This is a genomic window from Thalassospira profundimaris, assembly GCF_003326675.1.
GTDB lineage: Bacteria > Pseudomonadota > Alphaproteobacteria > Rhodospirillales > Thalassospiraceae > Thalassospira > Thalassospira aquimaris.
Genome location: NZ_JPWF01000012.1, coordinates 34,177 through 58,671, shown reverse-complemented (window position 1 = coordinate 58,671; position 24,495 = coordinate 34,177). Strand labels below are relative to the sequence as shown.

Annotated in this window: 23 protein-coding genes; 11 read left to right on the top strand and 12 right to left on the bottom strand. The window is 53.3% G+C overall.

Annotation, left to right across the window (positions count from 1 at the left end):
* The 3 genes from TH19_RS16685 to TH19_RS16675 all read right to left on the bottom strand — a co-directional run bounded on the left by TH19_RS16685 (position 1) and on the right by TH19_RS16675 (position 3,126).
* Complete coding sequence (locus TH19_RS16685) at positions 1–1,611, bottom strand: carboxyl transferase domain-containing protein (protein ID WP_114103499.1); 1,611 nt, start codon at positions 1,609–1,611, stop codon at positions 1–3.
* A gap of 296 nt (positions 1,612–1,907) precedes the next feature.
* Entirely contained in the window at positions 1,908–2,528 is a 621-nt protein-coding gene (locus TH19_RS16680) for a 2-hydroxychromene-2-carboxylate isomerase (RefSeq protein WP_114103498.1), read from the bottom strand.
* 124 nt (positions 2,529–2,652) lie between these two features.
* Positions 2,653–3,126, bottom strand: coding sequence for an Lrp/AsnC ligand binding domain-containing protein (locus TH19_RS16675; RefSeq protein WP_068518581.1), 474 nt, complete (start codon positions 3,124–3,126; stop codon positions 2,653–2,655).
* Positions 3,127–3,330: 204 nt separating this feature from the next.
* Between TH19_RS16675 and putA the strand changes: the two genes are divergently transcribed.
* The 3 genes from putA (at position 3,331) to TH19_RS16660 (ending at position 8,463) form a co-directional block, all read left to right on the top strand.
* The gene (gene putA / locus TH19_RS16670; protein ID WP_114103497.1) at positions 3,331–7,134 is read left to right on the top strand and encodes a bifunctional proline dehydrogenase/L-glutamate gamma-semialdehyde dehydrogenase PutA; all 3,804 of its coding nucleotides are present in this window, start codon (positions 3,331–3,333) and stop codon (positions 7,132–7,134) included.
* A 309-nt stretch (positions 7,135–7,443) separates the two neighbouring features.
* Positions 7,444–8,073 (top strand): BON domain-containing protein, encoded by a 630-nt coding sequence (locus TH19_RS16665; RefSeq protein ID WP_114103496.1) that lies wholly within the window; start codon positions 7,444–7,446, stop codon positions 8,071–8,073.
* A gap of 156 nt (positions 8,074–8,229) precedes the next feature.
* On the top strand, positions 8,230–8,463 hold the full coding sequence (locus TH19_RS16660; protein ID WP_114103495.1) for a (2Fe-2S)-binding protein: 234 nt from the start codon (positions 8,230–8,232) through the stop codon (positions 8,461–8,463).
* 93 nt (positions 8,464–8,556) lie between these two features.
* Here TH19_RS16660 and TH19_RS16655 read toward each other — a convergent pair whose 3' ends face one another.
* A complete protein-coding gene (locus TH19_RS16655; protein ID WP_114103494.1) occupies positions 8,557–9,615 on the bottom strand; it encodes a Glu/Leu/Phe/Val dehydrogenase dimerization domain-containing protein in 1,059 nt (352 codons plus the stop codon).
* A 52-nt stretch (positions 9,616–9,667) separates the two neighbouring features.
* A complete protein-coding gene (locus TH19_RS22435) occupies positions 9,668–10,018 on the bottom strand; it encodes a hypothetical protein (RefSeq protein ID WP_147250784.1) in 351 nt (116 codons plus the stop codon).
* 182 nt (positions 10,019–10,200) lie between these two features.
* On the opposite strand from TH19_RS22435, the gene TH19_RS16645 reads away from it, so the two are divergent.
* Positions 10,201–10,434, top strand: a complete 234-nt coding sequence (locus TH19_RS16645) for a hypothetical protein (protein WP_114103492.1) — start codon at positions 10,201–10,203, stop codon at positions 10,432–10,434.
* A gap of 118 nt (positions 10,435–10,552) precedes the next feature.
* On the opposite strand, the gene TH19_RS16640 is transcribed toward TH19_RS16645, so the two are convergent.
* From TH19_RS16640 to TH19_RS16625, 4 genes are all read right to left on the bottom strand, one after another.
* Positions 10,553–11,143 carry a 2-hydroxychromene-2-carboxylate isomerase gene (locus TH19_RS16640; protein WP_114103491.1) on the bottom strand — a complete coding sequence of 197 codons (591 nt, stop codon included), beginning with the start codon at positions 11,141–11,143 and terminating at the stop codon, positions 10,553–10,555.
* A gap of 142 nt (positions 11,144–11,285) precedes the next feature.
* Positions 11,286–12,461, bottom strand: coding sequence for an endo alpha-1,4 polygalactosaminidase (locus TH19_RS16635; protein WP_114103490.1), 1,176 nt, complete (start codon positions 12,459–12,461; stop codon positions 11,286–11,288).
* A gap of 32 nt (positions 12,462–12,493) precedes the next feature.
* Positions 12,494–13,630, bottom strand: a complete 1,137-nt coding sequence (locus TH19_RS16630) for an NAD(P)/FAD-dependent oxidoreductase (RefSeq protein WP_114103489.1) — start codon at positions 13,628–13,630, stop codon at positions 12,494–12,496.
* A gap of 51 nt (positions 13,631–13,681) precedes the next feature.
* On the bottom strand, positions 13,682–14,707 hold the full coding sequence (locus tag TH19_RS16625; protein ID WP_258548007.1) for a hypothetical protein: 1,026 nt from the start codon (positions 14,705–14,707) through the stop codon (positions 13,682–13,684).
* Between the two features lie 195 nt (positions 14,708–14,902).
* On the opposite strand from TH19_RS16625, the gene TH19_RS16620 reads away from it, so the two are divergent.
* The 6 genes from TH19_RS16620 to pgmG all read left to right on the top strand — a co-directional run bounded on the left by TH19_RS16620 (position 14,903) and on the right by pgmG (position 21,253).
* Positions 14,903–15,802, top strand: a complete 900-nt coding sequence (locus TH19_RS16620) for a division plane positioning ATPase MipZ (protein WP_114103487.1) — start codon at positions 14,903–14,905, stop codon at positions 15,800–15,802.
* A gap of 70 nt (positions 15,803–15,872) precedes the next feature.
* Positions 15,873–16,595: a VWA domain-containing protein gene (locus TH19_RS16615; protein ID WP_114103486.1), complete on the top strand. Its 723-nt coding sequence runs from the start codon at positions 15,873–15,875 to the stop codon at positions 16,593–16,595.
* Between the two features lie 356 nt (positions 16,596–16,951).
* Positions 16,952–17,431: a J domain-containing protein gene (locus TH19_RS23105; protein ID WP_258548006.1), complete on the top strand. Its 480-nt coding sequence runs from the start codon at positions 16,952–16,954 to the stop codon at positions 17,429–17,431.
* A gap of 112 nt (positions 17,432–17,543) precedes the next feature.
* Positions 17,544–18,431 carry a UTP--glucose-1-phosphate uridylyltransferase GalU gene (gene galU / locus TH19_RS16605; protein WP_114103484.1) on the top strand — a complete coding sequence of 296 codons (888 nt, stop codon included), beginning with the start codon at positions 17,544–17,546 and terminating at the stop codon, positions 18,429–18,431.
* 81 nt (positions 18,432–18,512) lie between these two features.
* Positions 18,513–19,829, top strand: coding sequence for a UDP-glucose dehydrogenase family protein (locus TH19_RS16600; protein ID WP_114103483.1), 1,317 nt, complete (start codon positions 18,513–18,515; stop codon positions 19,827–19,829).
* A gap of 8 nt (positions 19,830–19,837) precedes the next feature.
* The gene (gene pgmG, locus TH19_RS16595) at positions 19,838–21,253 is read left to right on the top strand and encodes a phosphoglucomutase/phosphomannomutase PgmG (RefSeq protein ID WP_114103482.1); all 1,416 of its coding nucleotides are present in this window, start codon (positions 19,838–19,840) and stop codon (positions 21,251–21,253) included.
* A 100-nt stretch (positions 21,254–21,353) separates the two neighbouring features.
* Here the strand turns inward: pgmG and TH19_RS16590 are convergent, their stop codons facing one another.
* Positions 21,354–22,655: a D-alanyl-D-alanine carboxypeptidase family protein gene (locus TH19_RS16590; protein WP_258548005.1), complete on the bottom strand. Its 1,302-nt coding sequence runs from the start codon at positions 22,653–22,655 to the stop codon at positions 21,354–21,356.
* Positions 22,656–22,836: 181 nt separating this feature from the next.
* Between TH19_RS16590 and TH19_RS16585 the strand changes: the two genes are divergently transcribed.
* Positions 22,837–23,589: a hypothetical protein gene (locus TH19_RS16585; RefSeq protein WP_258548004.1), complete on the top strand. Its 753-nt coding sequence runs from the start codon at positions 22,837–22,839 to the stop codon at positions 23,587–23,589.
* Positions 23,590–23,817: 228 nt separating this feature from the next.
* On the opposite strand, the gene TH19_RS16580 is transcribed toward TH19_RS16585, so the two are convergent.
* Together TH19_RS16580 and TH19_RS22780 are read right to left on the bottom strand one after the other, a co-directional pair.
* Entirely contained in the window at positions 23,818–24,243 is a 426-nt protein-coding gene (locus TH19_RS16580) for a hypothetical protein (RefSeq protein WP_114103481.1), read from the bottom strand.
* A 6-nt stretch (positions 24,244–24,249) separates the two neighbouring features.
* Positions 24,250–24,495, bottom strand: coding sequence for a hypothetical protein (locus TH19_RS22780; protein ID WP_181846452.1), 246 nt, complete (start codon positions 24,493–24,495; stop codon positions 24,250–24,252).

Below are 24,495 nucleotides of genomic sequence, written 5' to 3'. Positions count from 1 at the left end.
TCACATTCTGAAGACGCCAAACCGGGTTTCTTCGACCGGTTTGTTCAGTGCCGCCGACAGGCCAAGGCCAAGAACCATGCGGGTATCGGCCGGATCAATCACACCATCATCCCACAGGCGCGCAGACGCATAATAGGGATGCCCCTGTTCTTCATACTGGTCGCGGATCGGGGCCTTGAAGGCTTCCTGTTCTGCTTTGGGCCAGGTTTCACCGCGCTTTTCAGCCGCATCGGCACGAATTTGCGTCAATACATTTGCTGCCTGTTCGCCGCCCATGACCGAGATGCGGGCATTTGGCCACATCCACAGGAAGCGCGGGCTATAGGCGCGGCCGCACATGCCATAGTTGCCAGCGCCAAACGATCCACCGATCAGAACGGTGAATTTCGGCACATTTGCGGTGGCAACGGCTGTAACAAGCTTTGCACCGTCCTTGGCAATGCCGCCGCTTTCATATTTGCGGCCAATCATAAAGCCGGTGATGTTTTGCAGGAACACCAGCGGAATTCCGCGCTGTGCGCAAAGTTCGATGAAATGCGCACCTTTAAGCGCGCTTTCGGAAAACAGGATGCCGTTATTTGCAATGATCCCGACCGGATAGCCAAAAATGCGGGCAAAGCCGGTAACAAGGGTCGTACCGTACTGGGCCTTGAATTCATCAAACTCAGAACCGTCGACGATGCGCGCAATGATTTCGCGCACGTCATAGGGTTTCTTGGTGTCGGTTGGAACCACACCATAAATCTCGCGCGGGTCATAGGCCGGGGCGCGGGGTTCGGTCAAAGTCAGGCCGGGATTCTTGGTCCAGTTTAGGTTTTTGACAATGTCGCGTGCAATCGAAAGCGCGTGATTGTCATCCTGTGCATAATGGTCGGTCACACCCGATGTTTTGCAATGAACGTCCGCACCACCAAGGTCTTCGGCCGAGACGACTTCGCCAGTCGCGGCCTTTACCAGCGGTGGGCCACCCAAGAAAATAGTGCCCTGTTTGCGAACGATGATGCTTTCATCGGACATGGCGGGAACATACGCACCACCCGCGGTGCAGGATCCCATGACAACGGCAATCTGCGGGATGCCCTTGGATGACATGGTTGCCTGATTAAAGAAGATGCGCCCGAAATGATCGCGGTCAGGGAAAACATCATCCTGACGGGGCAAGTTGGCGCCGCCACTATCGACCAGATAGATACAGGGCAGATTGTTTTCCAGCGCGATTTCCTGTGCACGAAGATGCTTTTTGACAGTCATCGGATAGTAGGAACCACCCTTGACCGTCGCATCGTTGGCGACAATGACGCATTCAACACCCGAAACACGACCGATGCCTGTAATGATGCCTGCTGCCGGGACATCCTCGTCACCATACATGCCGTATGCGGCAAGCTGGGAAAGTTCAAGGAACGGGGAGCCGATATCAAGAAGCTGGCGAATACGTTCACGCGGCAACAGTTTTCCGCGGCTTGTATGCCGGTCGCGTGCGCGTTCCCCGCCACCAAGTTTGACTGTCGCGATCTGGTCACGCAGATCGGCAACCAGCTTTTCCATGTGTTCGGCATTGTTGCGGAATTCTTCCGAACGGGAATTTACCGCAGATTTCAGTACCGTCATTGTCCGTCTACACCGTTTGTTATGGGCAAAATTGCGCCCGAGTGAGTGGCGTTCATGAGGTTGTTATGGGGTAAGTTTACGTAAGCGTCAATATTAAATCGGTATTTCAGTACCGGAATTGTATATATACAATAAGTTCAACCGTTATTCGCAGTTTTCTGCGGTTTTTACGTTTGGGTGATCCGGTGTGCCGGTCCGGGCGACACCGTATTCCATATCCATATTGCACCGGATTTCGTGAAATCCAGTGGTCGGGTCGTGCTGATTGCGGTTGTTGGCGTTTGGCCGTGGCAATCCTAGATGGATTGGTTGTCTGCTGTGCTTCGGCGCAGTGAAATCCACTGTTCCAGCTGATCTAGCCGGTCATTCCCGAAAAACGGTTCATCTTCATAAAAGAAGAAGGGGGAGCCGAATGCACCAAGGGCAATGGCCTCGTCGGTGACTTCGCGTGTGCGATCTTTCCAGCGTTGCGATTCGACCGCCAGGCGCATTTCACCGGGATTGATGGAATGGCGGGTCGCCGCGGCAAAGACGTTTTCCGGGTTTGCCATATCCAGCCCGTCGGCGAAATAGCCACGATAGATATCCTTGGCAAACCGGCGTGCCAGTGCCGGGGATCGCGAATCAAGCCAGTAAAAGGCCCGCGTCGGCACAAGGGCGGAATAGGGGAAGTTTTCCGGGATGTTGAACGGTGTCCCTTGCAGGCGTGCGCACCGTTCCATGTCGTGGCGGAAATACTTGCCGCGAATCGGTTGGCTGAGAAGTGGCGTTTGGCCGGTATGTTTGAATGCGGCTCCGATCATGAAGGGGCGCCAGATTACGGTAACCCCGACACGCGATTCGAATTCTTCCATCCGTTCGGCTGCAAGGTAACCGTAGGGTGAAGAGAAATCGAAATAGAAACTGACCTCGGACATGTTCCTTCACCTGCTTTGTTTGGTTTCTTATGGGCAATAGCCGGTTGTGACAGAGTTTTATCCTGTCTGTGTTGCCGCGATTGTGCGGCATTAAGCTATTGCAAAGCAACCAAAAAGCAGATGATCAGGGGATTGTGATGCCCGGACGCACTTTTACTTCTTCCATGACGACATATGTATGAGTCTGGCTGACGCCCTGTACCGATGACAGGCGTTCAAGGAACTCGCGATAGGCATACATATCTTCAACCCGAAGTTTTGCCAGATAATCGAAGCCGCCTGCGACCATGTGACATTCTTCGATTTCCGGCAGCTTGCGGATTGCTGCGGCAAAGACGTCAAAAACATCCGGCGTGGTGCGATCAAGCGTGATTTCAACGAACACGACCAGTGATTGATTGAGTTTGCGCGGGTCAAGGGTCGCCATATAGCCGGTAATAAAGCCGTGCTGTTCAAGGCGGCGAACGCGTTCAAGGCATGGTGTCGGGCTAAGATTGACGCGACGGGAAAGCTCGACATTGGACATGCGTCCGTCGTTCTGAAGTTCGCGCAGGATCTGTTTGTCGATCTTGTCGAGGCTTTTTTGGTTCTTCTGCATATTAAATGACTTACCAGTGTTTGTGACTGCACAAAGGCGAATTGTTTGGATGATATATCGTATTTCTTGAAAAATTGGCAGCACATTTTTTGGGTGAAATAATAATGTCTGTCGTCATAGAGGTGCCATCAGGCTCTGAAGGTAGTGCATTGTGCTGCTTGTGGGGTCAGAGACAGTCAATAATACAGGGAGAGGTCGAACTAGATGTTCCGCGCTGAATTGCCCCAACCAAATGCCATCCGTAGCCAGATCCGCGACGCTTATCGTGCCGACGAAGAATCTGCGGTCGAACGCCTGATCGAAAAAGCCCGTCTGACGACCGAGGAGACGGCACGTGTGCAGTCACGTGCCTATCAGCTGGTCGCCAATGTCCGCAAAGCCGACAACGGCAAAAGCGGCATCGACGCGTTGCTTCATGAATATGAATTGTCGAGCAAAGAGGGCGTCATTCTGATGTGCCTGGCCGAAGCCCTGCTTCGTGTGCCCGATGCGGTAACCGCCGACAAACTTATTCAGGACAAGCTGTTTGACGCGAACTGGCAAAGCCATCTGGGCAATTCAGACAGTTTCTTTGTCAATGCCTCGACCTGGGGCTTGATGCTGACCGGTAAGGTCATCAAGTTTGGCAAGGCGGAAAAGGCCGATCCGGGCCGTTTGCTTAAACGCATGATCGCCCGTTCGGGCGAGCCGGTCATTCGCAAGGCCTTCAACCATGCCATGCGCATCATGGGGCGCCAGTTCGTTATGGGCCGCACCATTGACGAGGCATCCGAACGCGCCAAAGTGAATGAGGAAAAAGGCTATCGCTATTCCTATGACATGCTGGGCGAAGCCGCCCGCACCATGGAAGATGCTGACCGTTACTACAAGGCATATGAAATCGCGATCCATGACATTGGCCGCGTCGCCAATGGCCGTGGTCCGATCAACAGCCCGGGTATCTCGGTCAAGCTGTCGGCGATCCATCCGCGCTATGACTTTGCCAATTACGAGCGCGTCAAAAATGAACTGATCCCGCGCCTTAAACAATTGGCACTCCTCGCCAAGAAGTACGATATCGGCTTCACGGTTGATGCCGAGGAAGCCAACCGCCTTGACCTGTCGCTTGATGTGATTGGTGCTGTGTTTGCTGATCCGGAACTGGATGGCTGGGAAGGCTATGGTCTGGCGGTGCAGGCCTATCAGAAACGTGCTTATTACGTTCTGGAATGGCTGGCTGATTTGTCGGTTCAGGTCGGTCGCAAAATGATGGTGCGCCTTGTGAAAGGTGCCTATTGGGATACCGAAGTAAAATTCAGCCAGGAAAACGGCTTTGAGGGCTATCCGTGCTTTACGCGTAAAGCTTCGACCGACGTTTCTTATCTGGCCTGTGCCAAGCTGATGCTGTCACGCCGCGATGCTTTTTATTGCCAGTTCGCAAGCCACAATGCCCACACGGTGGCATCGGTTCTGGAAATGGCGGGCAATGACCGCACGTTTGAATTCCAGCGCCTGCATGGCATGGGCGAAGCGCTTTATGAGCAGATCGTCGACAAGGCCGGTGAAAATGTTCCATGCCGTGTCTATGCCCCGGTCGGCACCCATGAAGACCTTCTGGCCTATTTGGTGCGTCGTCTTTTGGAAAACGGTGCAAACACCAGCTTTGTGAATCGTATTCAGGATGAACAGCTGCCGATCGAAGAAATGATCGCCGATCCGATCGAAAAGATGGCCGCACTTCCGCGCAAAGGTCATCCGAAGATCCCGGCACCGGTTGATCTTTATGGTGCGGGCCGCGTCAATTCGTGCGGTATCGATCTGACTGATACCAACAAGTTGCTTCCGCTGAATGCCAAGCTTGCCGAAATTCAGGGCAAGACCTGGAATGCCGCGCCGCTGATTGACGGCAAGCTTGTTTCAGGTACGCCGGTTGATGTCGTCAATCCGGCGAAGCTTGGCGAAAAGGTCGGTGATCTGGTTCAGGCAACTTCTGACGACGTCGAAGCCGCAGTGGTTGCTGCTGTCAAAGGGTATGAAGTCTGGAATAGAACACCGGCTTCTGACCGTGCGGCCGCATTGCGTCGTTTGGGTGATCTGCTTGAAGAAAACATGGACGAGTTTATCGCCCTGTGCCAGCGCGAAGCAGGCAAGCTTTATTCCGATGGTGTTGCCGAAGTTCGCGAAGCGGTTGATTTCTGCCGCTACTACGCTAACCGCGCCGAGGAAACCTTCCGCGAGGGAACCGCACTTGAAGGCCGTGGTGTGATCGTTTGTATCAGCCCGTGGAACTTCCCGCTTGCGATCTTCCTTGGTCAGGTGACCGCTGCACTGGCAGCAGGTAATGCTGTCATTGCCAAACCGGCAGAGCAGACTTCACTGGTTGCCGCCCGTGCCGCAGAGCTGATCCTTGAAGCAGGTGTTCCCGGTGCCGCATTCAATCTGGTCCCCGGGCCGGGGCGTGTGATTGGTAATCAACTGATCAATGATCCGCGCATTGCAGGTGTGGCCTTTACCGGTTCGACCGAAACCGCACAGGTGATCAACCAGGCGCTGGCAAAGCGTCCGGGCGTTCCGTTGCCTCTGATTGCGGAAACTGGTGGCCAGAACGCCATGATCGTTGACTCGACCGCATTGCCGGAACAGGTGGTGCAGGACGCGATCATTTCCGGCTTCCAGTCCGCTGGTCAGCGTTGCTCGGCCCTGCGTGTCCTGTTCGTTCAGGAAGATATCGCAGACAAGCTTTGCCACATGCTGGTTGGTGCGATGAAAGAGCTGCGGGTCGGTGATCCGAAGTTCCTTGATATCGATGTCGGTCCGGTGATTGACGAGAAATCGCGCAAAACCCTCGAAGCCCATGCCGAGCGAATGAAAAAAGAAGCCAAGCTGCTTCATGCCTGTGACGTTCTGCCGGAATGCAATGACGGTACATTCTTTGCGCCGCATTGCTTTGAAATTCCGTCGATTGATGTTCTTGAACGCGAAGTCTTCGGGCCGGTTGTGCACGTCGTTCGGTTCAAGGCGCGTGATCTTGACAAGGTTCTTGATCAGATCAATGCGTCCGGCTATGGCCTGACCATGGGTATCCATTCCCGTATTGACGGCACCGTGCGCCAGATTTCGCAGAAGCTGCGTGTTGGCAACTGCTATGTGAACCGTAACATGATCGGTGCCGTGGTTGGTGTGCAGCCATTTGGCGGGCAGGGCAAGTCGGGAACCGGTCCAAAAGCCGGTGGTCCGCACTATGTCGAACGTTTCGCCAAACCGATTGCCGTTGCCAATAGTGTGGCTTCCGATCCGGTTTCTGACGATCGCGCACCGATCATCGTCAAGGATGTCATTCCGTCCAGTGAATATGCCGCAATGTTGGCAGCACAGGAAGAATGGCAGGCTGTGGATGGTAATGAACGTGTCCGTATTCTGGAAAAGCTTGCGGCGAAACTGAACGCATCGGGCAAGGAAGAGCTGGCCGGTGGGGCAAACCACGTTGCCAACTTTGCCGCCCTTTCGGAAAACGGTTTCGTTGCCCCCAAACGGATGCCTGGGCCGACCGGTGAAACCAATGACCTTTATTGCCTTGGTCGTGGTGTCTATCTGGTGCAGGTCGACAAGGAGGCCGAACCAACCCGTGTGATCCGCCATCTTGGTGCCGCACTTGCTGCTGGTAACGCGGTTATTCTGGCAGGTGATCAGAAATGGCTGGGCGACATTCCGGCACTGGTGATCGAGGCAGGCCTTCCGGCCAAGCTGGTCAAGGCGGTTGGCACCAATACCGGTCTGGGTGCCATGTATGATGGCGATATTGCCGGTGTGTCCTGTGTAGCATCGCTTGATCGCGTCACATCATTCAAGCAGCTTCTGGCCAAACGCGATGGCGCAATCCTGTCGCTGATTTCTGACAGTGGTACCGAGGATGACGGTGCACTTCCTGATGAAGCTTTCCTGCATCGCTTTGCCACGGAAAAAACCATCACGATTAACACCACGGCCGCAGGGGGCAACGCATCCCTGATGTCGATGGACGAGAATTGATCTGGCTGTAACGAAAGCTGGATCAGAAAAGGTCCGGGAAACCGGATGATGAGCCTGCAAGATAGCAATATCTAGACTTTGGACCGGAAAGAAATTTCCGGTCCATTTTTCTTTTATTCATGTTCGGTTATGTAAGGTGCGGTGCCGCAGTTTTTTATGGCGGGCTTTTTTTTGTCAAATTTCATTGCGATAGATAAAACAGGAACAGATCGGGGTTTGCCGCGTTGGTCTTTTTAGATCACATGATCAGGGCAGATACAGACCGCCATCATTTTGAACCATGCCAACGGCATGAAAAGGAGAACATTGATGATCAAGGTTAACCGAGGCTTGCGCAGTGTGTTGAAGACCATATCTGTCTGTGCAGTTTTGGCAGCGCCTCTTGCCGCTTGCGGGCCGCTTCAAATGCCGCTTGAAGACCGTACCGGCAATGATCAGTGGCTTGATACCCAGATCAAGTCAGGCATCCTTGGCGAGTTCTCCAAGGTCGATCATACCTATCTGATGGATGTGAATGTCGACATCTGGAAACAGAATGTCATGGTAACCGGCATGGTCGATTCCAAAGGCAAATATTATGATGTGACCTCGCTGGTCAAACAGGATACCCGCATCAAGAATGTTTATGATCATCTTGTGATCGCCGATCAGGAAACCATCGATTCCTATCACAAGGCAGAAGATGAATATGGCAAGAACGCCGTACCAACGGATTCGGCCACCCAGTCGGTGTCTGACGTCTGGATCGAAAGCCAGATCAAGGCATTGTTATTGGCCGAAAAAGGTGTGAGCTCGGTCAACTATCGTTGGCAGTCGGTACAGAATATCGTCTACATGATGGGTGAAGCGCAGACCGAGGAAGAGCTCAATAAGGTGCTTTCCATCGTGCGCCGGATCAAAGGTGTGACCAAAGTGGTAAGCCACATCAGCGTTGCCTGATCTTACTGTAAGTAAACAGTTTTTCGAAAATTCCCCGCAGAGATTAAACTCTGCGGGGAATTTTTTATCTGCAAAGTTTGCGAAAGTGTTTGAAAACTATTCGCAGTTACCTTAGATGTGAGTGCACGTAATTAATAACTGATTGCAATCGCACCTATGTATGTCTGCATCTGCAACGCGCTAAGGGAAAAAGACGTCCGTCGTGCCGCCGAAGAAGGTGGTGCAACACGTCCGGCAGAAGTATTCCGCTTCCACGGCTGCGCACCACAATGTGGTAAATGTGCCTGTCACATGCGCGCTGAACTGCTTCAGGCGAAAACCTGTGGCAATTGCGATTGCGAGGATGCAGCAGCGGTGACCGCGAATATCGCGCCGATTGCAGCAGAATAAAATCACCCGATCCGATCAGGATATGAAAAAGGCGAAGCCGTTTGGGCCTCGCCTTTTTGTTTGCCGGTTTTAATCCCGAAACGATGCGGAAGATCAGGCTGCTTTGCGGATCAGGCCAAAGCGTTCTTCTGCCAAACGATCAGCGACAAAGCCGGTCGACAGGTTTTGCTGTTTGGCGCGTTCAAATATTTCGCGCACGGTGCTGGCGATGCCTTCGATATGCTTGTTGGTTTCGGCAACCGATTTGCCTTCGCGGCAATAATGGACTTCAACCACACCGCCGGCATTGATCACATAATCAGGTGCATAAAGAACGCCCTTTTCACGCAGCATTTCGCCATGGCGATCATGTTGGAGCTGATTGTTCGACGCCCCGGCGATGATCCCGGCCTTGAGGGTATCAATGCTGCGATCATTAATGATGCCACCCAGCGCGCAAGGGGCAAGAATATCCGCATCTGCGGCAAGGATATCCTCGACGGAAACGGCCTTGGCGCCAAACTCGTTCACCGCAGCGGCCACACTGTTGTTGTTAAGGTCCGCAACAATCAGTTTCGCACCGGCTTCATGAAGCATGCGGCACAGGTGATATCCGACATGACCAAGGCCCTGAACAGCAACGCGCATACCTGTCAGGTTATCGGTGCCTAGTTTAAAGCGTACTGCTTCCTTCAGGCCGATGAAAACGCCATAGGCCGTGAAGGGTGACGGGTCGCCGGTTCGGGCCGGGTCAGAGCCATCATTGATGCCGCCAACATGTTTGGTCTGGCTTGCGATTTGTTCCATGTCTTCGGGGCTGGTGCCAACATCTTCGGCAACGATGTAGCGTCCGCCAACCTGTTCAACGGCGCGACCCATGGCGCGGAACAGTTCCGGTGTTTTCTGGCTTCTGGGGTCGCCAATAATCACGGATTTGCCGCCGCCAAGTGGAAGGTTGGCAAGGGCAGACTTGTAAGTCATGCCGCGTGACAGGCGAAGCACATCATGAATGGCTTCCTGTTCGCTGGCATAGGGCCACATGCGACAACCACCAAGCGACGGACCAAGATTGGTGTTGTGGACGGCGATGATGGTTTTCAGGCCAGTGGCTTTGTCATTGGCAAACACGACCTGTTCATGGCCATCAAATGCGGTATCGGAAAAGACGTTCATCCTATTGCAGCCTCCTGGCAGCATCATTGTTCTGGTGCAGGCTTTTGCCTGCTTATTCTTTTATGTTTGATGCATTGGCCGCCGGATCAATTTCAAATTCATCGCAACCTGAAAAAAGAACGTTTCGGTTGGGGCAGGAAGGCCGGGGTGGAATTTTATGATCATTGCGGATGCGGTTTGAAATATTATTTCGCGACCTGTGCGGTGCAGCAAAAATTCTGGAGGGAAAATTACTCAAATCGGTCATCCGGGTGATTCTTTTTTCTTCTGATATTTGGCTTTCAAAATCGTCTTTGGCGATTAATTGGGGGATCGGGACAGACCATTTATTTTCCAGAACAGCAATTCGGGCGTGATTTCTGCTGATTGGTGTAGGGCGGGCGTTGCAGGGTGATGCAGCCATGACATTTTCGCACTTGAAACAGGAGCAATTAACCTAGAAATACAAATCAACCGGACGATTTACGGCTCGTTAAGGCACGAAACGTAAACTGATGGTTGGGTATCTTGTGGTTGAGATTCCCTGTTCAGGACACGACGGCGTCTGGGCGGCGCCGACGGACAAAAGTAAGGAGATCGGCGGAAATGTCTGCATTTACAGACCATCGCCAGACCGTTTTCGAAGTTGAGCTGCACAACCAAGCCGTTCGCGAATGCGTCAAAGAAAACCGTTCCCACGATATCTTTGACGACCGCTGGGCGGATGTGCAGACCCGTGAGATCGCAGCATGCGACGAGATCAAGGCCCTTGCCATGATCGAAAACACTTATCCGTCTTGTGACGGGTTTGTTGTCGATCACGTCAAACGCCTTGGCTAAACGGACAAGAAATCTGGTTACTGATCTGATCAAAAACCAAAACGAACGGGGCGGGAAAATTGGAAAATTTCCCGCCCCGTTCGTTTTCAGGCCTGAAGATCAATTTTAACCAATCCGGTCAGCCGAGCGCGCGATCAACAAAATCAAGACGATCCTGTCCCCAGAACATTTCATTGCCAATAAAATAGGTCGGGACGCCAAAGATATTGTGGTCGCGTGCAGACTGGCTGTTGCTGTCATAGGTTGCGGTGGTTTCGGGAAGGTCCGCGTTTTCAAGATACTCCGGCGATAATCCGCACGAGATCAGGGCTTCGCGGACAATTGCCGGATCGGCAATATCGCGTTCACGCAACCAGATATCGCCCATCAGGGTCTCCGTCAGTTGGGAGACGTCCTTGCCATCTTCCTGAGCCGCAATGATTGTTCGTGCTGCAAGGGCCTCATCGACCGGAAAGAATTTGGGATGCAGGTTGATCGGAATGCCAAGGAACTCGGACCAGCGTTTTAGTTCAACCAGCCGGTAATCCTGACGGGGTTTGGGGCGTTTTGCCAGCGGCACGCCACCACCATGCTCCCAGACATCGGCGGCACGACACGGCTTATGGATGATTGTTGTGTTGTGCTTCTTTGTGATGTCGACCGCACGGCGAAATCCGAAAAATGACCAGGGTGATTGAACAAAGAAATAATGAATGATGGGCTCGGACAAACTTGCCTCCTGTGTCTACAGCGCAGATCATGTTTTATCGATGCGCTACAGTGCCCAAGCATGACCAAGTCGTCAAATATCAGGCGGTGATTTTTGACAAGAGAACCATCATAAATTCGTGATGAAGTAGGGGCGGTGCGGTTCAGTAATCCTGCCACCAGGCATATTCATCAAGCCCACCCAAAAGCACGCCGTCAAAGCCCAGTTTCATGATGCCGCCAAGGTAGCTTCCTTCGCTGCCATAAATCAGGTTTTGCCATTCACGCTTCCAGAAATAAACGTGATGTTCCTGCCCCCAACGCGACAGAAGATTGCCTTCGCCGATAAAGTCGGGTGATCCGGTGCGCCAGTTGCTTTTCCAGTAATACCGGAATGTTTCGGCTGTCCCGATATTGAGATAGGCCATAATCGTGCGCGGTGTGCCGGTCCTTTTATAGCGCAGCCGCTTCATGTCATCATAGGTCAGCGGGATGGTACCGCGGTGGAACGGATCAATGATCAGCGTGTCATAGTTGGTTTCAACAAGCGCATCCAGATAGGCTTCTTTGGTACCATAGGGCGAGCTGTCCAAGACCAATGCAAAGTTCTTGGCCTGCCTTAGATTATCGATGACATGCGGGTTCGATCCGATCGGTGTTCTGGGAACTTTGGCCAGGCTCGAAAGCTGCTTTCCGGGCGGGGGGGCTGCGTAATAAAGCGCGTCCAGACCAGACAATTGTTCGCGTGCGGCCTGCATTTCATCGGAATTGTTCGTGTAATCAACGACCAGATATTGCAGGCCTTCATATTTAAGCCGTTCCAGATAGCCAAGGATATACTTGGTTTCTGCTTCCTTGGTCTTTTCGCCGTAATGCTCATATCCGTAAAACGGCGCCTCGCTCAGAATGCCATCAAGGGCACGCAAATAATCACGTGCGGGCTCGGCTGTGCCACGGGTTGCAAACAATGTGGTTTCAAGAAACTCGGTCAGTTCCAGCCCGTTCATTGCGATGACTGAAAAGTCATTGCGATAGCTTTTTGCCCAGCGACTGATCGCAATGACGTAGGAACGCATTTCCTCGGTGAACTGAACACGGGGTTTGCCGTTATCTGAGTCAAGGTTTCTGCCGTTGCTCAGGCTATTTGGGGCTGGAATAAACGGTTCAAGTTGCTGGGCGTGCAGGGAAAACGGACGGGATGCCAATATCGCACTGCCAAGTCCCAGCGCGCTGCCAGCCAGAAAACGACGACGGGACAAGTCCGGGCCGGATCGCAGCGTTTCTTGTTCTGCGATTGTACCCCTGTTTTGCGATGTCATGTCCTGGCGCCGTTTGACCATAATTTACCCGCCGCTGTTTATCTCAGACGGCATCAGGATGCCGCCAAAACTTCGCCTTGTTGCGTGATCAGGTTTGCGACCTGTTCCCCGATTGCAAGGGATGCTGTCAGGCCAGGTGATTCAATACCATAGAGCATTACAAGTCCATTAAGACCGTGCGACTTTTCGCCGGCGATCATGAAGTCGCGGGCAGCTTCGCCGGGGGCCTGGATTTTTGGGCGAACGCCGGCATAGCCGGTTTGAAGCGCATCTTCGTTCAGGTCCGGATAGTATTTCCGGATCGCTTCGGCAAATGCAGCTCGGCGTTCCTCGGGAACGTCATAGTTGGGTTGGTCGACCCAGGTTACATCCGGGCCAAACCGCGCCTGACCGCCCAGATCGAGCGTCAGATGAATACCAAGCCCGGCCTGTTCCGGTGCCGGATAGATCAGGGTCGAAAATGGTGCCTTGCCCGACAGGGTAAAGTAACAGCCCCGCGCATAATGCTGCGGGGGAACAGTATCCTGACCAAGGCCGGTAAAGTTTCGGCCGATGGTTTGAGTGTGCAAGCCGCCTGCGACAATCAGTTCCGCGCAGGTCAGGCTCATTTCCTCGCCATCGGCATCACATGTGGTCACGCTATAAAGACCATTCGCGTAATCCACTGATGTGACTTTTGAATTCAGGGCAAGCGTTGCGCCATGATTTTCCGCTTCGCCCAGCAAGGTGACCATCAGCTGATGTGAGTCAACGATCCCTGTTGACGGGCTGTTAAGGGCACCAACACAGTTCAGGGCCGGTTCACGTTCGAGTGCCTCGGTCTGGGAAAGCCAGACAAGGTCTTCTACGCCATTTTCGCGGGCCTTGTGTTCAATGCCGCGCAGGGCTTCCAACTGATCTTCGGCAGTCGCAACAATCAGTTTGCCGGTCCGTTTGTGGCTAATGCCGTTTTCTGCGCAATAGCGATACAGCATCTCGCGGCCCGATACACACAGTTTGGCCTTCAGGCTGCCCTTCGGATAATAGATGCCAGCATGAATGACTTCGCTGTTACGTGCGCTTGTTTCGGTACCAATGGAATCATGCTGTTCAATGATCAGGACTTCGCGGCCGGTGCGGGCAAGAGAACGTGCACAGGCCAGTCCGACGACGCCGGCGCCGATGACGATGGTTTGGATATCTGCGGTCATTTTGGTCTTAACTCTCGGGCGGAAATTCGGGTTCTTGTATCTGGATGGTCATCAGTTGTTCTGGCGGAAATAGACCGCCTGACCCTGATTATCCTGACCGTCGCCGGTCACGGATGCAGCGCTTTCACTGGTGTAATAGCCGCGGGCAAAGCTGCTGTCATTGCAGTAAACATACCAGCTGCCGAACGGCAATGTACTGGTTTCATATGCCCCACCTTCATGACGCCAGATGCCTTCGCAATGGCGCTGGGCGTCATCGAGTATCATGGTTCCTTCGCCTGATGGCTGGTCAAAAAGCAATTTTCCGGTGCCGCGAACACCTTGCCAGTTTGTGATAATCGCAATGCCGTCGCTGGGTGGTAAAGCACCGGTTTCAGCCGACGGTGCAACATCCCCGGTGGCAGCGACTTCGGTTGTTGCCGGTGCATTTTCCGGTAGTGCGATCATCATCCGGCCAAAGAACGATGCTGCAAATTCCTGGGCATCAATCATCGGAATGAAGGATTGCGGGGACAGGGCTCCGTTTTGCGCCTGAACACGGGCGGGGGTACAATAATATCCCAATATTCTGCTACCGCGCTGGGCTTGTGTTTGCGGGTCCCATTGACCGACAAATGCAATACATTGCGATCCCTGGCGAATGAAGGGTGCCATCGCAACCGGTCCATAACGGGTATCCTGGACAAAGTTTACGCCATTGATGCTTGTTCGATCCTTTAGGGTATCGAACATTTCCAAAAGCCGTTCCGGTGCCATGGCGGTACTGAACTTAAAGCCCGGCGCAGACGTGGTGTAGACGGTTTCGAGATACAGATCACTTGCCGCATTTTGCGGTTCGTTCTGGGTGCGGGGTGCAAACCAGCGACCGACAAATACCGTGCTGTTGTCGCGATACTGCCGCAAAAAGGCAGTCTGGCCATCGATGCTGGTGGAAAACGTGACGGGGCTTTGAGTGTCGGGAATTTGTTCAAACCCGCCAGCTTGCTGCGCGAAGGCCGCGTGCGAGGCTGAAATTACCAAGCCGGCAAAAATGCCGCCAATCACTGTCGCCCGATACCCCACATCGTGTCCTTTCATTTTGTTTTCAGGCGCATTTTTGCGTTGCGCTACCCTTATCTTTACCTTTGTGTTCCTAGATTGGCTAGAGGTCAGTCTTCGGACATTTTCAAGATGGGTTTCTTTTACCTTGATTTTTACCGGTAAAGTGGCTCATTGGGGGAAGATTGGTCGTGGGGACAGAACCAATAAGCCTGAATAACGGAGCAAACATTCATGACGGTGCAAGAGACCAGCGCAAGCGGGGACAGCGCAGGCCAGCAGACTGCGACGGACAAACAACCGCAGTCCAACCGCGCCCATGTGATCGTTATTGGTAACGAAAAAGGCGGGTCGGGCAAATCGACAACCGCGATGCATCTGATCGTTTCCCTGATGAAAATGGGATTCAAGGTCGGATCGCTTGATATTGACGCCCGTCAGGGAACCCTGACCCGTTATGTCGAAAACCGCGCGGCGTTTAATGACAAAAAGCGCCTTAAGCTGCCATTGCCGGATCACCGCCCGATTTACCGCAGCGAGTTGCCCGACGCCAATGAAGCCAAGCTTGACGAGCGCGAACGTTTTACGACTGCCCTTGGCGAGATGGTGTTGAATTGCAGTTTTGTCGTGATGGATTGCCCGGGCAGTGACAATTACCTCTCGCGGCTTGCCCATGCCTGCGCCGATACACTGATCACCCCGATCAATGACAGCTTCATTGATCTTGATATGCTTGCCCGCATCGACCCTGACAGTCTGGCGATCAAGGGTCCCAGCATCTATGCCGAAATGGTGTGGGATGCGCGCAAACGTCGTGCGGCGATTGATGGCGGGACTATTGACTGGATCGTTATGCGCAACCGTTTGTCGCATCTCGATGCCCGCAATAAACGCGACATCGCCGAAATCGTTGACAAACTGGCCGATCGTATCCGGTTCCGTCAGGCCCCCGGATTTGGCGAGCGCGTGATCTATCGCGAGCTTTTCCTCAAAGGTTTGACCTTGCTTGATCTTCGCGAAAAGGGGGTTGGTATTCCGATGAGCATGTCACATATGGCGGCCCGTCAGGAGGTCCGTTCCCTGCTGGAAGTGATCGGCTTCAAACCGGCCGAGGGCGAAGAGTTGCCGATCTAACTGTCTGTGGCCTATATCTAGGGGGCACTTGTGAAGGTGCCCGGACAGAATGTAGAACAGGCAGGTTTCCTTGGTTCGCAAAGACATTATCGCCGACACGTCAAGCACGCAGGAAGTGAATGACTTTCTGAACCGTGCGCGCGACCTTTCTGTGCGTGCGCCGGCGTCGGGCCCAACGCAAGGTCGACTGATCTTTGCCATGGATGCGACTGCAAGCCGTCAGCCAAGCTGGGACAGGGCGGCTGAAATTCAGGCCGAGCTGTTTGACGCCGTTGACGGGCTTGGGTCACTTGATATCCAGCTGGTTTTCTTTCGCGGGCTGTCGGAATGCAAGGCCAGTGGATGGTGTCGCAATGCCAATACGCTGCGCAACTATATCACCAAGGTAAGTTGCCATGCTGGCCACACCCAGATCGAGCGCGTTCTGGCCCATGTCGAACGCGAAGCCAATGACAAAAAGATCGATGCCTTGATCTATGTTGGTGACTGCATTGAAGAAAACCCCGATCATCTGGCCCCGATTGCAGGCAACCTGGCGCTTAAGGGGGTAAAGGCGTTCATGTTTCAGGAAGGTTATGACAAGGATGCCAGTTTCGCCTTTGGCGAAATTGCCCGCATAACCGGTGGTGCCTTTATGCAATTTGATCACAGTTCGGCTGCAAAACTGCGCCGCCTGCTTGGCGCGGTGGCAAGTTATGCGGTTGGCGGACAGGATGGTCTTGCCGTCTATCAAAAGAAAACCGGTTCCGAGGATGTTCTTCGCCTTGGTCATCAATTGCGAAAGCCGCGTTGATGCAGTGGTTTTTGATTGGAATTGCTGTTTTCGTTGCAGTGGGGTTCTTCATCCGATGGATGACAGAGGCCGAACCAAAAGACATCCGTAAAGTCGGATTGATCCTGATCGTTGCAGTCCTGGTAATTTTGGCAGCATGGCTGCTTTTGACCGGAAAAATTGCCGCAATGTCAGCAGCTTTGGCCGCAACATTGCCATTTTTAATTCGGATGATGAAGCTTGGTTTTTTGTGGCCATTGTTTCGTCGGATATTTGCTCATTCCCGCCGTCGTGCCCGTCCGGGTAACATGGGGGGAGCATCACAAGGTTCTGCTGGTGCGGGTAAAATATCCGAAATTCGAACGGAAATTTTGCATATGCTGCTTGATCTTGAAACCGGACAAATGAAAGGAACGGTTTTGACCGGACCTTATGCCGGTGCAGATTTAGACAGCTTGGGGGTTGACGACCTGCGGTTGCTTTTTGTTGACTGTTGTCGTGCGACTGACCAAAGCCGGACAGTTCTTGAGGCCTATTTTGACCGTCGTCCCGATTGTCAGGGATGGCAGGAATGGCCCGGAACAAAACACGGCAATCATGATGCGCATTCCGGGGGAAGCGAACGTAATGATGGCTATGAAAACCATGATCGTAACAGGAGTAACAGCAAGGCGGATATGAGTGTCGAGGAAGCCCGAAAGATCCTCGGTGTGGGGGCAAATGCAACCCGCAAGGAGATTGACCGGGCCTACAAGATCCAGATCAAGGCGGTTCATCCCGATCATGGTGGATCTGACTATCTGGCCGCCAAAATCAATGACGCCCGAAGCCTTTTGTTACGGCTATGTAAAGATTAGCGTGAATTATGCGCAGGCTTGCTTGATCCAAGTTCTGGAAGTGTGGCAGAAGCATATATGCGGCACTTTCGATACAAACGAGCGTGCAGCGGTTGAAAAGGGATATGATTGAATGTCGAAGAAAATCAAAAAGGCTGTTTTTCCGGTTGCAGGGATGGGGACCCGCTTTTTGCCTGCGACAAAGGCAATGCCAAAGGAAATGCTGCCCGTTGTTGATAAGCCCCTTATCCAATACGCTGTCGAAGAGGCGATTGCTGCCGGTATTGAAGAATTCATTTTCGTGACAGGTCGTGGCAAGACCGCGATCGAAGATCACTTTGACCGTTCAGCCGAACTTGAAGCCATTCTGACCGAGCGCGGTAAGACCGATGCCTTGGACCTGGCTTTGTCGATGATCCCGGAAAATGGTCGTGTGACCTATACTCGCCAGGGTAATCCGCTTGGCTTGGGTCATGCTGTTCTGTGTGCCAAATCTCTTGTCGGGGACGAGCCGTTCGTTGTGCTGCTGGCAGATGACCTTATTCAGGCCAAAACGCCCTGCATGAAGCAGATGGTTGAAAGTTACGGCCGTACGGGCGGTAACATGGTTGCTGTCATGGATGTTCCGCGCGAAGAAACCCAGCGTTATGGCGTTCTTGAGGTCGAAGGCACGAACGGCCGTCTGGTCAGTGCATGTGGCATGGTGGAAAAGCCAAAGCCCGAAGATGCGCCCTCGACCCTGTCGGCAATTGGTCGCTACATCCTTGATCCGGGTATCTTCGAGGTGCTGGAAAATATTCCGCGTGGTGCTGGTAACGAAATTCAGCTGACCGATGCCCTTGCCGCAATGATCGGTCATGTGCCGTTCTACGGTTATCGTTTCGAAGGCCGACGTTTCGATTGCGGCAACAAGATCGGCTTCCTGCGTGCGACCATGGCATTTGCCCTTGCGCGTGATGACATGCGTGATGACGTCCGTGAACTCATCCATGAATTTGCTGCTGGCGAAGCAGCAGAATAATCTTTTGATTTCAATGATAACCGACCGGAATGTCTTGATATTCTGTTTCGGTCGGTTCCCACTTACTAGGATTATACCTCCATGCGCGTAGCAATGATCGGGACCGGATATGTTGGACTTGTATCCGGTGCCTGTTTCTCTGAATTCGGTACAGACGTGATCTGTGTCGACAAGGACGTGGAAAAAATCAACCGTCTCGAAGACGGTATCATGCCGATCTACGAGCCTGGTCTGGATGTTCTGGTTGAAAACAACGTCAAGGCAGGCCGCCTGACCTTTACGACCGACCTTAAGGAAGGTGTGAAGGGGGCGGATGCCGTCTTTATCGCCGTTGGCACGCCGACCCGTCGTGGCGACGGTCATGCCGATCTCAGCTATGTCTATGCTGCTGCCGAAGAAATCGCCGATGCGATGGAAGGTTTCACAGTTATTGTCACCAAATCGACGGTGCCGGTTGGCACGGGCCGCGAAGTTGAACGTATTATCCGTGCCCGCCGTCCGGACGCCGATTTTGCGGTGGTCTCGAACCCGGAATTCTTGCGGGAAGGTTCGGCGATTGGCGATTTCATGCGCCCCGATCGTGTCGTAATCGGTACCAGTGACGAACGCGCCCGCGAAGTGATGTCCGATCTTTACCGTCCGCTATATCTGATCGAAACGCCGATTGTTTTCACCACGCGTGAAACCTCGGAAATGATCAAATATGCGGCCAATACTTTCCTGGCGGCCAAGATCACCTTCATCAACGAAATCGCCGATCTGTGTGAAAAGGTTGGTGCTGATGTGCATGATGTTGCCCGTGGCATTGGCCTTGATGGTCGTATTGGCAAGAAATTCCTGCATCCGGGGCCGGGCTATGGCGGGTCGTGCTTCCCGAAAGATACGCTGGCACTTGTGCGTACCGCACAAGAACATGGCAGCCCGCTTCGTATCATCGAAACAGTGGTCGACGTGAATGCCAAACGTAAAAAGGCGATGGCAGATCGCGTGATCGCCGCATGTGGTGGTTCGGTCGAAGGCAAGACCATCGGCATTCTTGGTCTGGCATTCAAACCCAACACCGATGATATGCGCGATGCGCCAAGCCTTGATATCGTTCCGGCACTGATTGCAGCGGGCGCAAAGATCAAGGCGTTTGATCCCGAAGCAATGGCAGAGGCCAAAAAGCTTCTGGACGGAATTGAATATTGCGATGGCGCCTATGACGCGCTTGAAGGTGCAGATGCAATGGTCGTTCTGACTGAATGGAACGAGTTCCGCGGTATGGATCTTGGGCGCGTTAAGAATGCGCTGGTAAATCCGATCGTGGTTGATCTGCGCAACGTTTATGACCCGACCGAAATGGCTGAAAGCGGTTTCAGCTATTCCTGTGTCGGACGTGCAAATATTGGAGGCTAATTCTGACTATGACGAATTCCGCCGGACATAATTTTGATCGTTCCGTATTGCGTGAATATGACGTTCGCGGTGTTGTCGGTGATACCCTTCATGCCGAAGACGCCAATGCACTGGGCAAGGCTTTTGGCACCATGGTGCGCCGTTCCGGCGGCAAGCGCGTAGCATTGGGCCGTGACGGTCGGTTAAGCTCGCCTGAACTGGCGGCTGCGCTTGCCGAAGGTATCCTTTCGACCGGGTGCGACGTTGTTCGTATCGGGCGTGGTCCGACGCCGATGCTGTATTTCACGGTTTATGACGAAAAAACCGATGCCGGCATTATGGTGACAGGGTCGCATAACCCGTCGAACTACAACGGCTTCAAAATGTTGAATGCTGGCAAGTCCGTATTTGGCGAAGCCATTCAGGAACTCGGTAAGATTGCCGCAGCCGGTGATTATGAAACCGGGCAGGGCACTGCGACCGATATTGATGTCGAAGATCGTTTTGTGACGCGCCTTCTTGCCGAACTGGATTGTGAAGTCCCGAAGCCGATGACCATCGTCTGGGATTGCGGGAATGGTGCCGCGGGCGATGTTGTCCGCAAATTGACTGCCAAGCTTCCGGGGACGCATCATCTGCTGTTTGATGACATTGATGGCAACTTCCCGAACCATCATCCGGACCCGACGGTTGAGGCAAATCTGGTCGACCTTAAGGCCGCGGTTGCCAAACACAGCGCTGATTGGGGTGTTGCGTTTGACGGTGATGGTGATCGTATTGGTGTGGTTGATGGTAATGGCAACGTTCTTTGGGGCGATCAGTTGCTTCAGATTTACGCGGCCGATGTTCTTGAACGTCAGCCCGGTGCATCAATCATTGCCGACGTTAAGGCAAGCCAGACCCTGTTTGACGAGGTTAACCGCCTTGGTGGCAATGCCATCATGTGGAAAACCGGTCATTCGCTGATCAAGACCAAGATGATCGAGGCCAAGGCACCGATTGCCGGGGAAATGAGCGGCCATATCTTCTTTGCCGAACGTTATTACGGCTATGACGATGCAACCTATGCCGCTGTTCGCCTGTATCGCATTCTGGTCCAAAGCGGCAAAAGCCTTGCGGATTGGCGCGAAGCCATGCCGGTTGCGGTCAATACACCGGAAACCCGCATCGATTGCCCGGATGATCGGAAATTTGCATTGATTGAAGAAGTCCGTGCACGTCTTGCCGAAGCCGGTGCCGAAGTCAGCGGGATTGATGGTGTGCGTGTCAGCACCGAGGACGGCTGGTGGTTGCTGCGTGCCTCCAACACCCAGCCTGCAATCGTTGCTCGTTGCGAAGCAGGTGATGACGCGGGCCTGGTCCGCCTTAAGGCGCAGGTTACCGATCAGCTGGTCAAAAGCGGTCTGGCGTCGGATGATTTCTTTGCGCCCGGTGCTGGCCATTAATGCTTGATACCGATACGTACATTGTATCGGTAAAGATAAAAACAAAGGCTGTCAGAGCAATCTGACAGCCTTTGTTTTATTCGGAATTTGATTTGCGAACTTATCCGGCGTCCCCGGCATTGACCGGGATGCAGGCAACGTTTTCGCGACGAAGGGCTGCGCAAGCGGCGCGTGCTTCGCTTTCACCGCCAAAACCAAGAAGTCGGGCGCGATAGACAACACCGGTGCCGCTTGCCTGTTGCTCAACCGCCGCACGGGTCAAACGCAAGACATCCGGGGCAGTACGTGCTGCTGCCAGAACGGCTTCCTGTGCGCGGCGTTGGTCGCTGAATGCGCCAACCTGAATGGCCCAACCACCGTCGGTGTCCGGTTTCATGCGTGTGACGATCGTTTGGGTATCGACACGGCCCGGCTGTTCTGCCTCGCGGATGGTTTCACGCTTTGCCATCAGCAACTGGGTATCAGCAGGCAGGATTTTATCGTTCGGGCTGATACGCGGGCGCGGAACGGAAACATCGCCTTCCTTAAGCAGATCAACATAGGCGCGGTCCAGAAGCTTCTTCATCTGGTCGTCACGGGTGCGCGCGGTACGGCCACCAAACACAACGCCGATCAGACGCTTGCCATTGCGATTTACCGACGCGACAAGGTTAAAGCCCGATGCATTGATATAGCCGGTCTTGATTCCGTCGGTGCCGTAATAGGACGCCAGAAGGTTGTTGTGGTTTCCGTAAGTGCGGTTGCCAAAGCGGAACTTCTGGGTCGAAAAATAATGATAATAGCTGCCGAAATTCTTGCGCAGGGCAACGGCCAGTTTGATCATGTCGCGTGCGGTGGTCATCTGCCCGCGGTTGGGAAGGCCCGAAGCATTGCGGAACGTGGTCTGTTTCATGCCAATGCGACGTGCCTCGGCGGTCATCATCTGGGCAAATTTGACTTCGGTACCGCCAAGATGTTCGGCAACAACGACGGCAATGTCGTTGGCCGATTTGGTCACCAGCGCAAGAATGGCATCCTTGACCGAAATTGTTTGACCAGCTTTCAGGCCAAGTTTCGATGGTGCCTGTCCCCAAGCGCGCTGGGAGACTTTCATCGGGGTCGACAGGGATACCTTGCCGTTATCCAGAGCATCAAACAGCATATACAGCGTCATGATCTTGGTCAGAGATGCCGGATAAACCTTGTGATCTGCTCGATATTCATGAAGAACGTCGCCAGTATCACCATCAATTACCATGGCCGTATAGGTTCGCGCCATCGCCGCATTTGGCGTTAACGTTACTGAAAGGCAGATTGCTGTCAGACACAAAAACGCAGCCATACAGGCGCGCAGGAAAAGACTGCGCGATACAAGTGGTGTCTTGGCCAACGCATTTGGCCCGGAAGGGGTCATTAAACGCATTATTCGGGCTCGGCTTTCGGTAGTCCCCAAGAACTAAATAAGACCAGTCTGGCACTTCAGCCTTAAACAAATGTTTAAGGTCCGGAAAATTTCGGCTTTTCTAATCGCGGCCATTCTGTGACCATCTTTTTGCGCGAACGTCATGTTTATATCTCCAGATCGGCAAAAAATCGAGGATCGAATGGTTAAATTAATCGCCCCACTTCTCAACAAGATAGGTACATATCGCGCCAGTTTAAGGGGGATCGGTGTTGTTACGCTTGCTGCGGTTGGGCTTGCCGGTTGCGCATTTACGCAAAATAGCGACATCAGCAATCCGGTGGTGCGCAAGTCCGCATGGTTCTCGTATCTGAATGCGGATGATCTGCGCACGGCCTGTTCGGCCGGTGATGCAGAAGGCCGGATTCGTGTCATCTATAATGCTGATTATTACGATGAAGTGCGTGTGTTCGAGCTTGATCCGAAATCGGGCAATCAGCAGTTTGATCTGACGACGCGTGTCTTTGGTCCGGCACAAGTGAAAGAAATTAATGTCGAGATCAGTGCGCCCCTTGGTGCGTTTGGTGGGCAGGCTGCAACTGATGTCATTGGATATGACGATTATATCGCTGTTACCGACGCGTTGCAGAAGGACGGATTTGGAACCCAGACCGGGCGCGACGGTATTCGTCTTTATTCTGATGATTATTACTGGGTCGCACTTGGCTGTTCGTCGGGGTATGTGACGCTTGGAACCTGGATGTCAGGTGTTGATGATTTGCGTGCCCTTGATTTCCCGAACGTTCTGACAGGACTGTCCAGCATTGAGCGGAAATTGCCCGTGCCCCCCGCAAAGGACAAGGCCCGTTCACAGTCCGCTGCCCAGATGAATGCGGTCCAGAATAACGAGTCTGGTACATTTTATCGTACGGTACGTGGCAACATGCTGCGTTAAACACCGATCAGATCACTGAGCTTTTGAAACGGGGATGCAAAAAATGTATCCCCGTTTTTTTATGTTCTGTTGCGATGCGGAATTATTCCATTTGCTAAGTCGTTGGTGAAACCCGGGTTTTTGCCGAGTTGCTGCCAACGGCAGGCAAAGTTTGAGTGTTTCCAAAGAAGTCAGTCGCGATTTTGTCACCAAACTGTTCTTGACCTTGGTTGCTAATTCCATCTAGGGTTATGTTGCAATGCAGCATGAAATTGGGGCATTTGCCCCGGCAAGAACGAGGTTCGAGGCAATGGCTGTTTCACGACAAAAGACCTCCGCGAAATCAGGGAAAAAGACATCTGTTTCCGCCAGGGCAAAGCCCGTTGCGGCTGTCTCGGCGCCTGCGCCGTTAAAATCAAATTCTAAACCATCACTATCGACGGCCTCGTCTGAAAAAGATGCCCCGGCCAAGCGGGTGGTGGTGACATCGTCCGAGATCGAGGCGGCGGCAAAGCAGGGTGATGGTTCTTCGGTTCCATCTGTCGCAACGGAAACTCCGGCGGCGCCGTCGACAAAGGAAGCAACGGCTGCTGGATCGGCTGATGCGCCAGCGAAAGCTGCTTCTTCTCCTGCTGATGTCAGTGAACCGCTGCCGGATGCAGCGCCTGCGAACATTCCCGCTCAACAACCGGTGAAGCAGGCTGCGCCAGTTTCAGAACCTTCTTTGCCCAAGGTGGAGGTGCCAAAATCTTCGCCGGTGGCGAAAATGGCATCGCCGACCAAACCAAAGACAGCTTCACCCGCAAAGACGGCGAAAACAGCTGTCAAATCACCTGTTAAGTCACCGGCATCGACTGCAACGTCCGATGTGGCGCCGCCTGCCGCGAAAGCAGTTGCGACATCACCTAAACCGGTATCCTCCGCCAA

What these genes read in the sequence shown, in the direction of transcription:
- TH19_RS16685 (WP_114103499.1), bottom strand. Translation starts at nt 1,611, where the DNA reads ATGACGGTACTGAAATCTGCGGTAAATTCCCGTTCGGAAGAATTCCGC.
- TH19_RS16680 (WP_114103498.1), bottom strand. Translation starts at nt 2,528, where the DNA reads ATGTCCGAGGTCAGTTTCTATTTCGATTTCTCTTCACCCTACGGTTAC.
- TH19_RS16675 (WP_068518581.1), bottom strand. Translation starts at nt 3,126, where the DNA reads ATGCAGAAGAACCAAAAAAGCCTCGACAAGATCGACAAACAGATCCTG.
- putA (WP_114103497.1), top strand. Translation starts at nt 3,331, where the DNA reads ATGTTCCGCGCTGAATTGCCCCAACCAAATGCCATCCGTAGCCAGATC.
- TH19_RS16665 (WP_114103496.1), top strand. Translation starts at nt 7,444, where the DNA reads ATGATCAAGGTTAACCGAGGCTTGCGCAGTGTGTTGAAGACCATATCT.
- TH19_RS16660 (WP_114103495.1), top strand. Translation starts at nt 8,230, where the DNA reads ATGTATGTCTGCATCTGCAACGCGCTAAGGGAAAAAGACGTCCGTCGT.
- TH19_RS16655 (WP_114103494.1), bottom strand. Translation starts at nt 9,615, where the DNA reads ATGAACGTCTTTTCCGATACCGCATTTGATGGCCATGAACAGGTCGTG.
- TH19_RS22435 (WP_147250784.1), bottom strand. Translation starts at nt 10,018, where the DNA reads ATGGCTGCATCACCCTGCAACGCCCGCCCTACACCAATCAGCAGAAAT.
- TH19_RS16645 (WP_114103492.1), top strand. Translation starts at nt 10,201, where the DNA reads ATGTCTGCATTTACAGACCATCGCCAGACCGTTTTCGAAGTTGAGCTG.
- TH19_RS16635 (WP_114103490.1), bottom strand. Translation starts at nt 12,461, where the DNA reads ATGGTCAAACGGCGCCAGGACATGACATCGCAAAACAGGGGTACAATC.
- TH19_RS16630 (WP_114103489.1), bottom strand. Translation starts at nt 13,630, where the DNA reads ATGACCGCAGATATCCAAACCATCGTCATCGGCGCCGGCGTCGTCGGA.
- TH19_RS16625 (WP_258548007.1), bottom strand. Translation starts at nt 14,707, where the DNA reads ATGAAAGGACACGATGTGGGGTATCGGGCGACAGTGATTGGCGGCATT.
- TH19_RS16620 (WP_114103487.1), top strand. Translation starts at nt 14,903, where the DNA reads ATGACGGTGCAAGAGACCAGCGCAAGCGGGGACAGCGCAGGCCAGCAG.
- TH19_RS23105 (WP_258548006.1), top strand. Translation starts at nt 16,952, where the DNA reads ATGCTGCTTGATCTTGAAACCGGACAAATGAAAGGAACGGTTTTGACC.
- galU (WP_114103484.1), top strand. Translation starts at nt 17,544, where the DNA reads ATGTCGAAGAAAATCAAAAAGGCTGTTTTTCCGGTTGCAGGGATGGGG.
- TH19_RS16600 (WP_114103483.1), top strand. Translation starts at nt 18,513, where the DNA reads ATGCGCGTAGCAATGATCGGGACCGGATATGTTGGACTTGTATCCGGT.
- pgmG (WP_114103482.1), top strand. Translation starts at nt 19,838, where the DNA reads ATGACGAATTCCGCCGGACATAATTTTGATCGTTCCGTATTGCGTGAA.
- TH19_RS16590 (WP_258548005.1), bottom strand. Translation starts at nt 22,655, where the DNA reads ATGCGTTTAATGACCCCTTCCGGGCCAAATGCGTTGGCCAAGACACCA.
- TH19_RS16585 (WP_258548004.1), top strand. Translation starts at nt 22,837, where the DNA reads ATGGTTAAATTAATCGCCCCACTTCTCAACAAGATAGGTACATATCGC.
- TH19_RS16580 (WP_114103481.1), bottom strand. Translation starts at nt 24,243, where the DNA reads ATGTTCGCAGGCGCTGCATCCGGCAGCGGTTCACTGACATCAGCAGGA.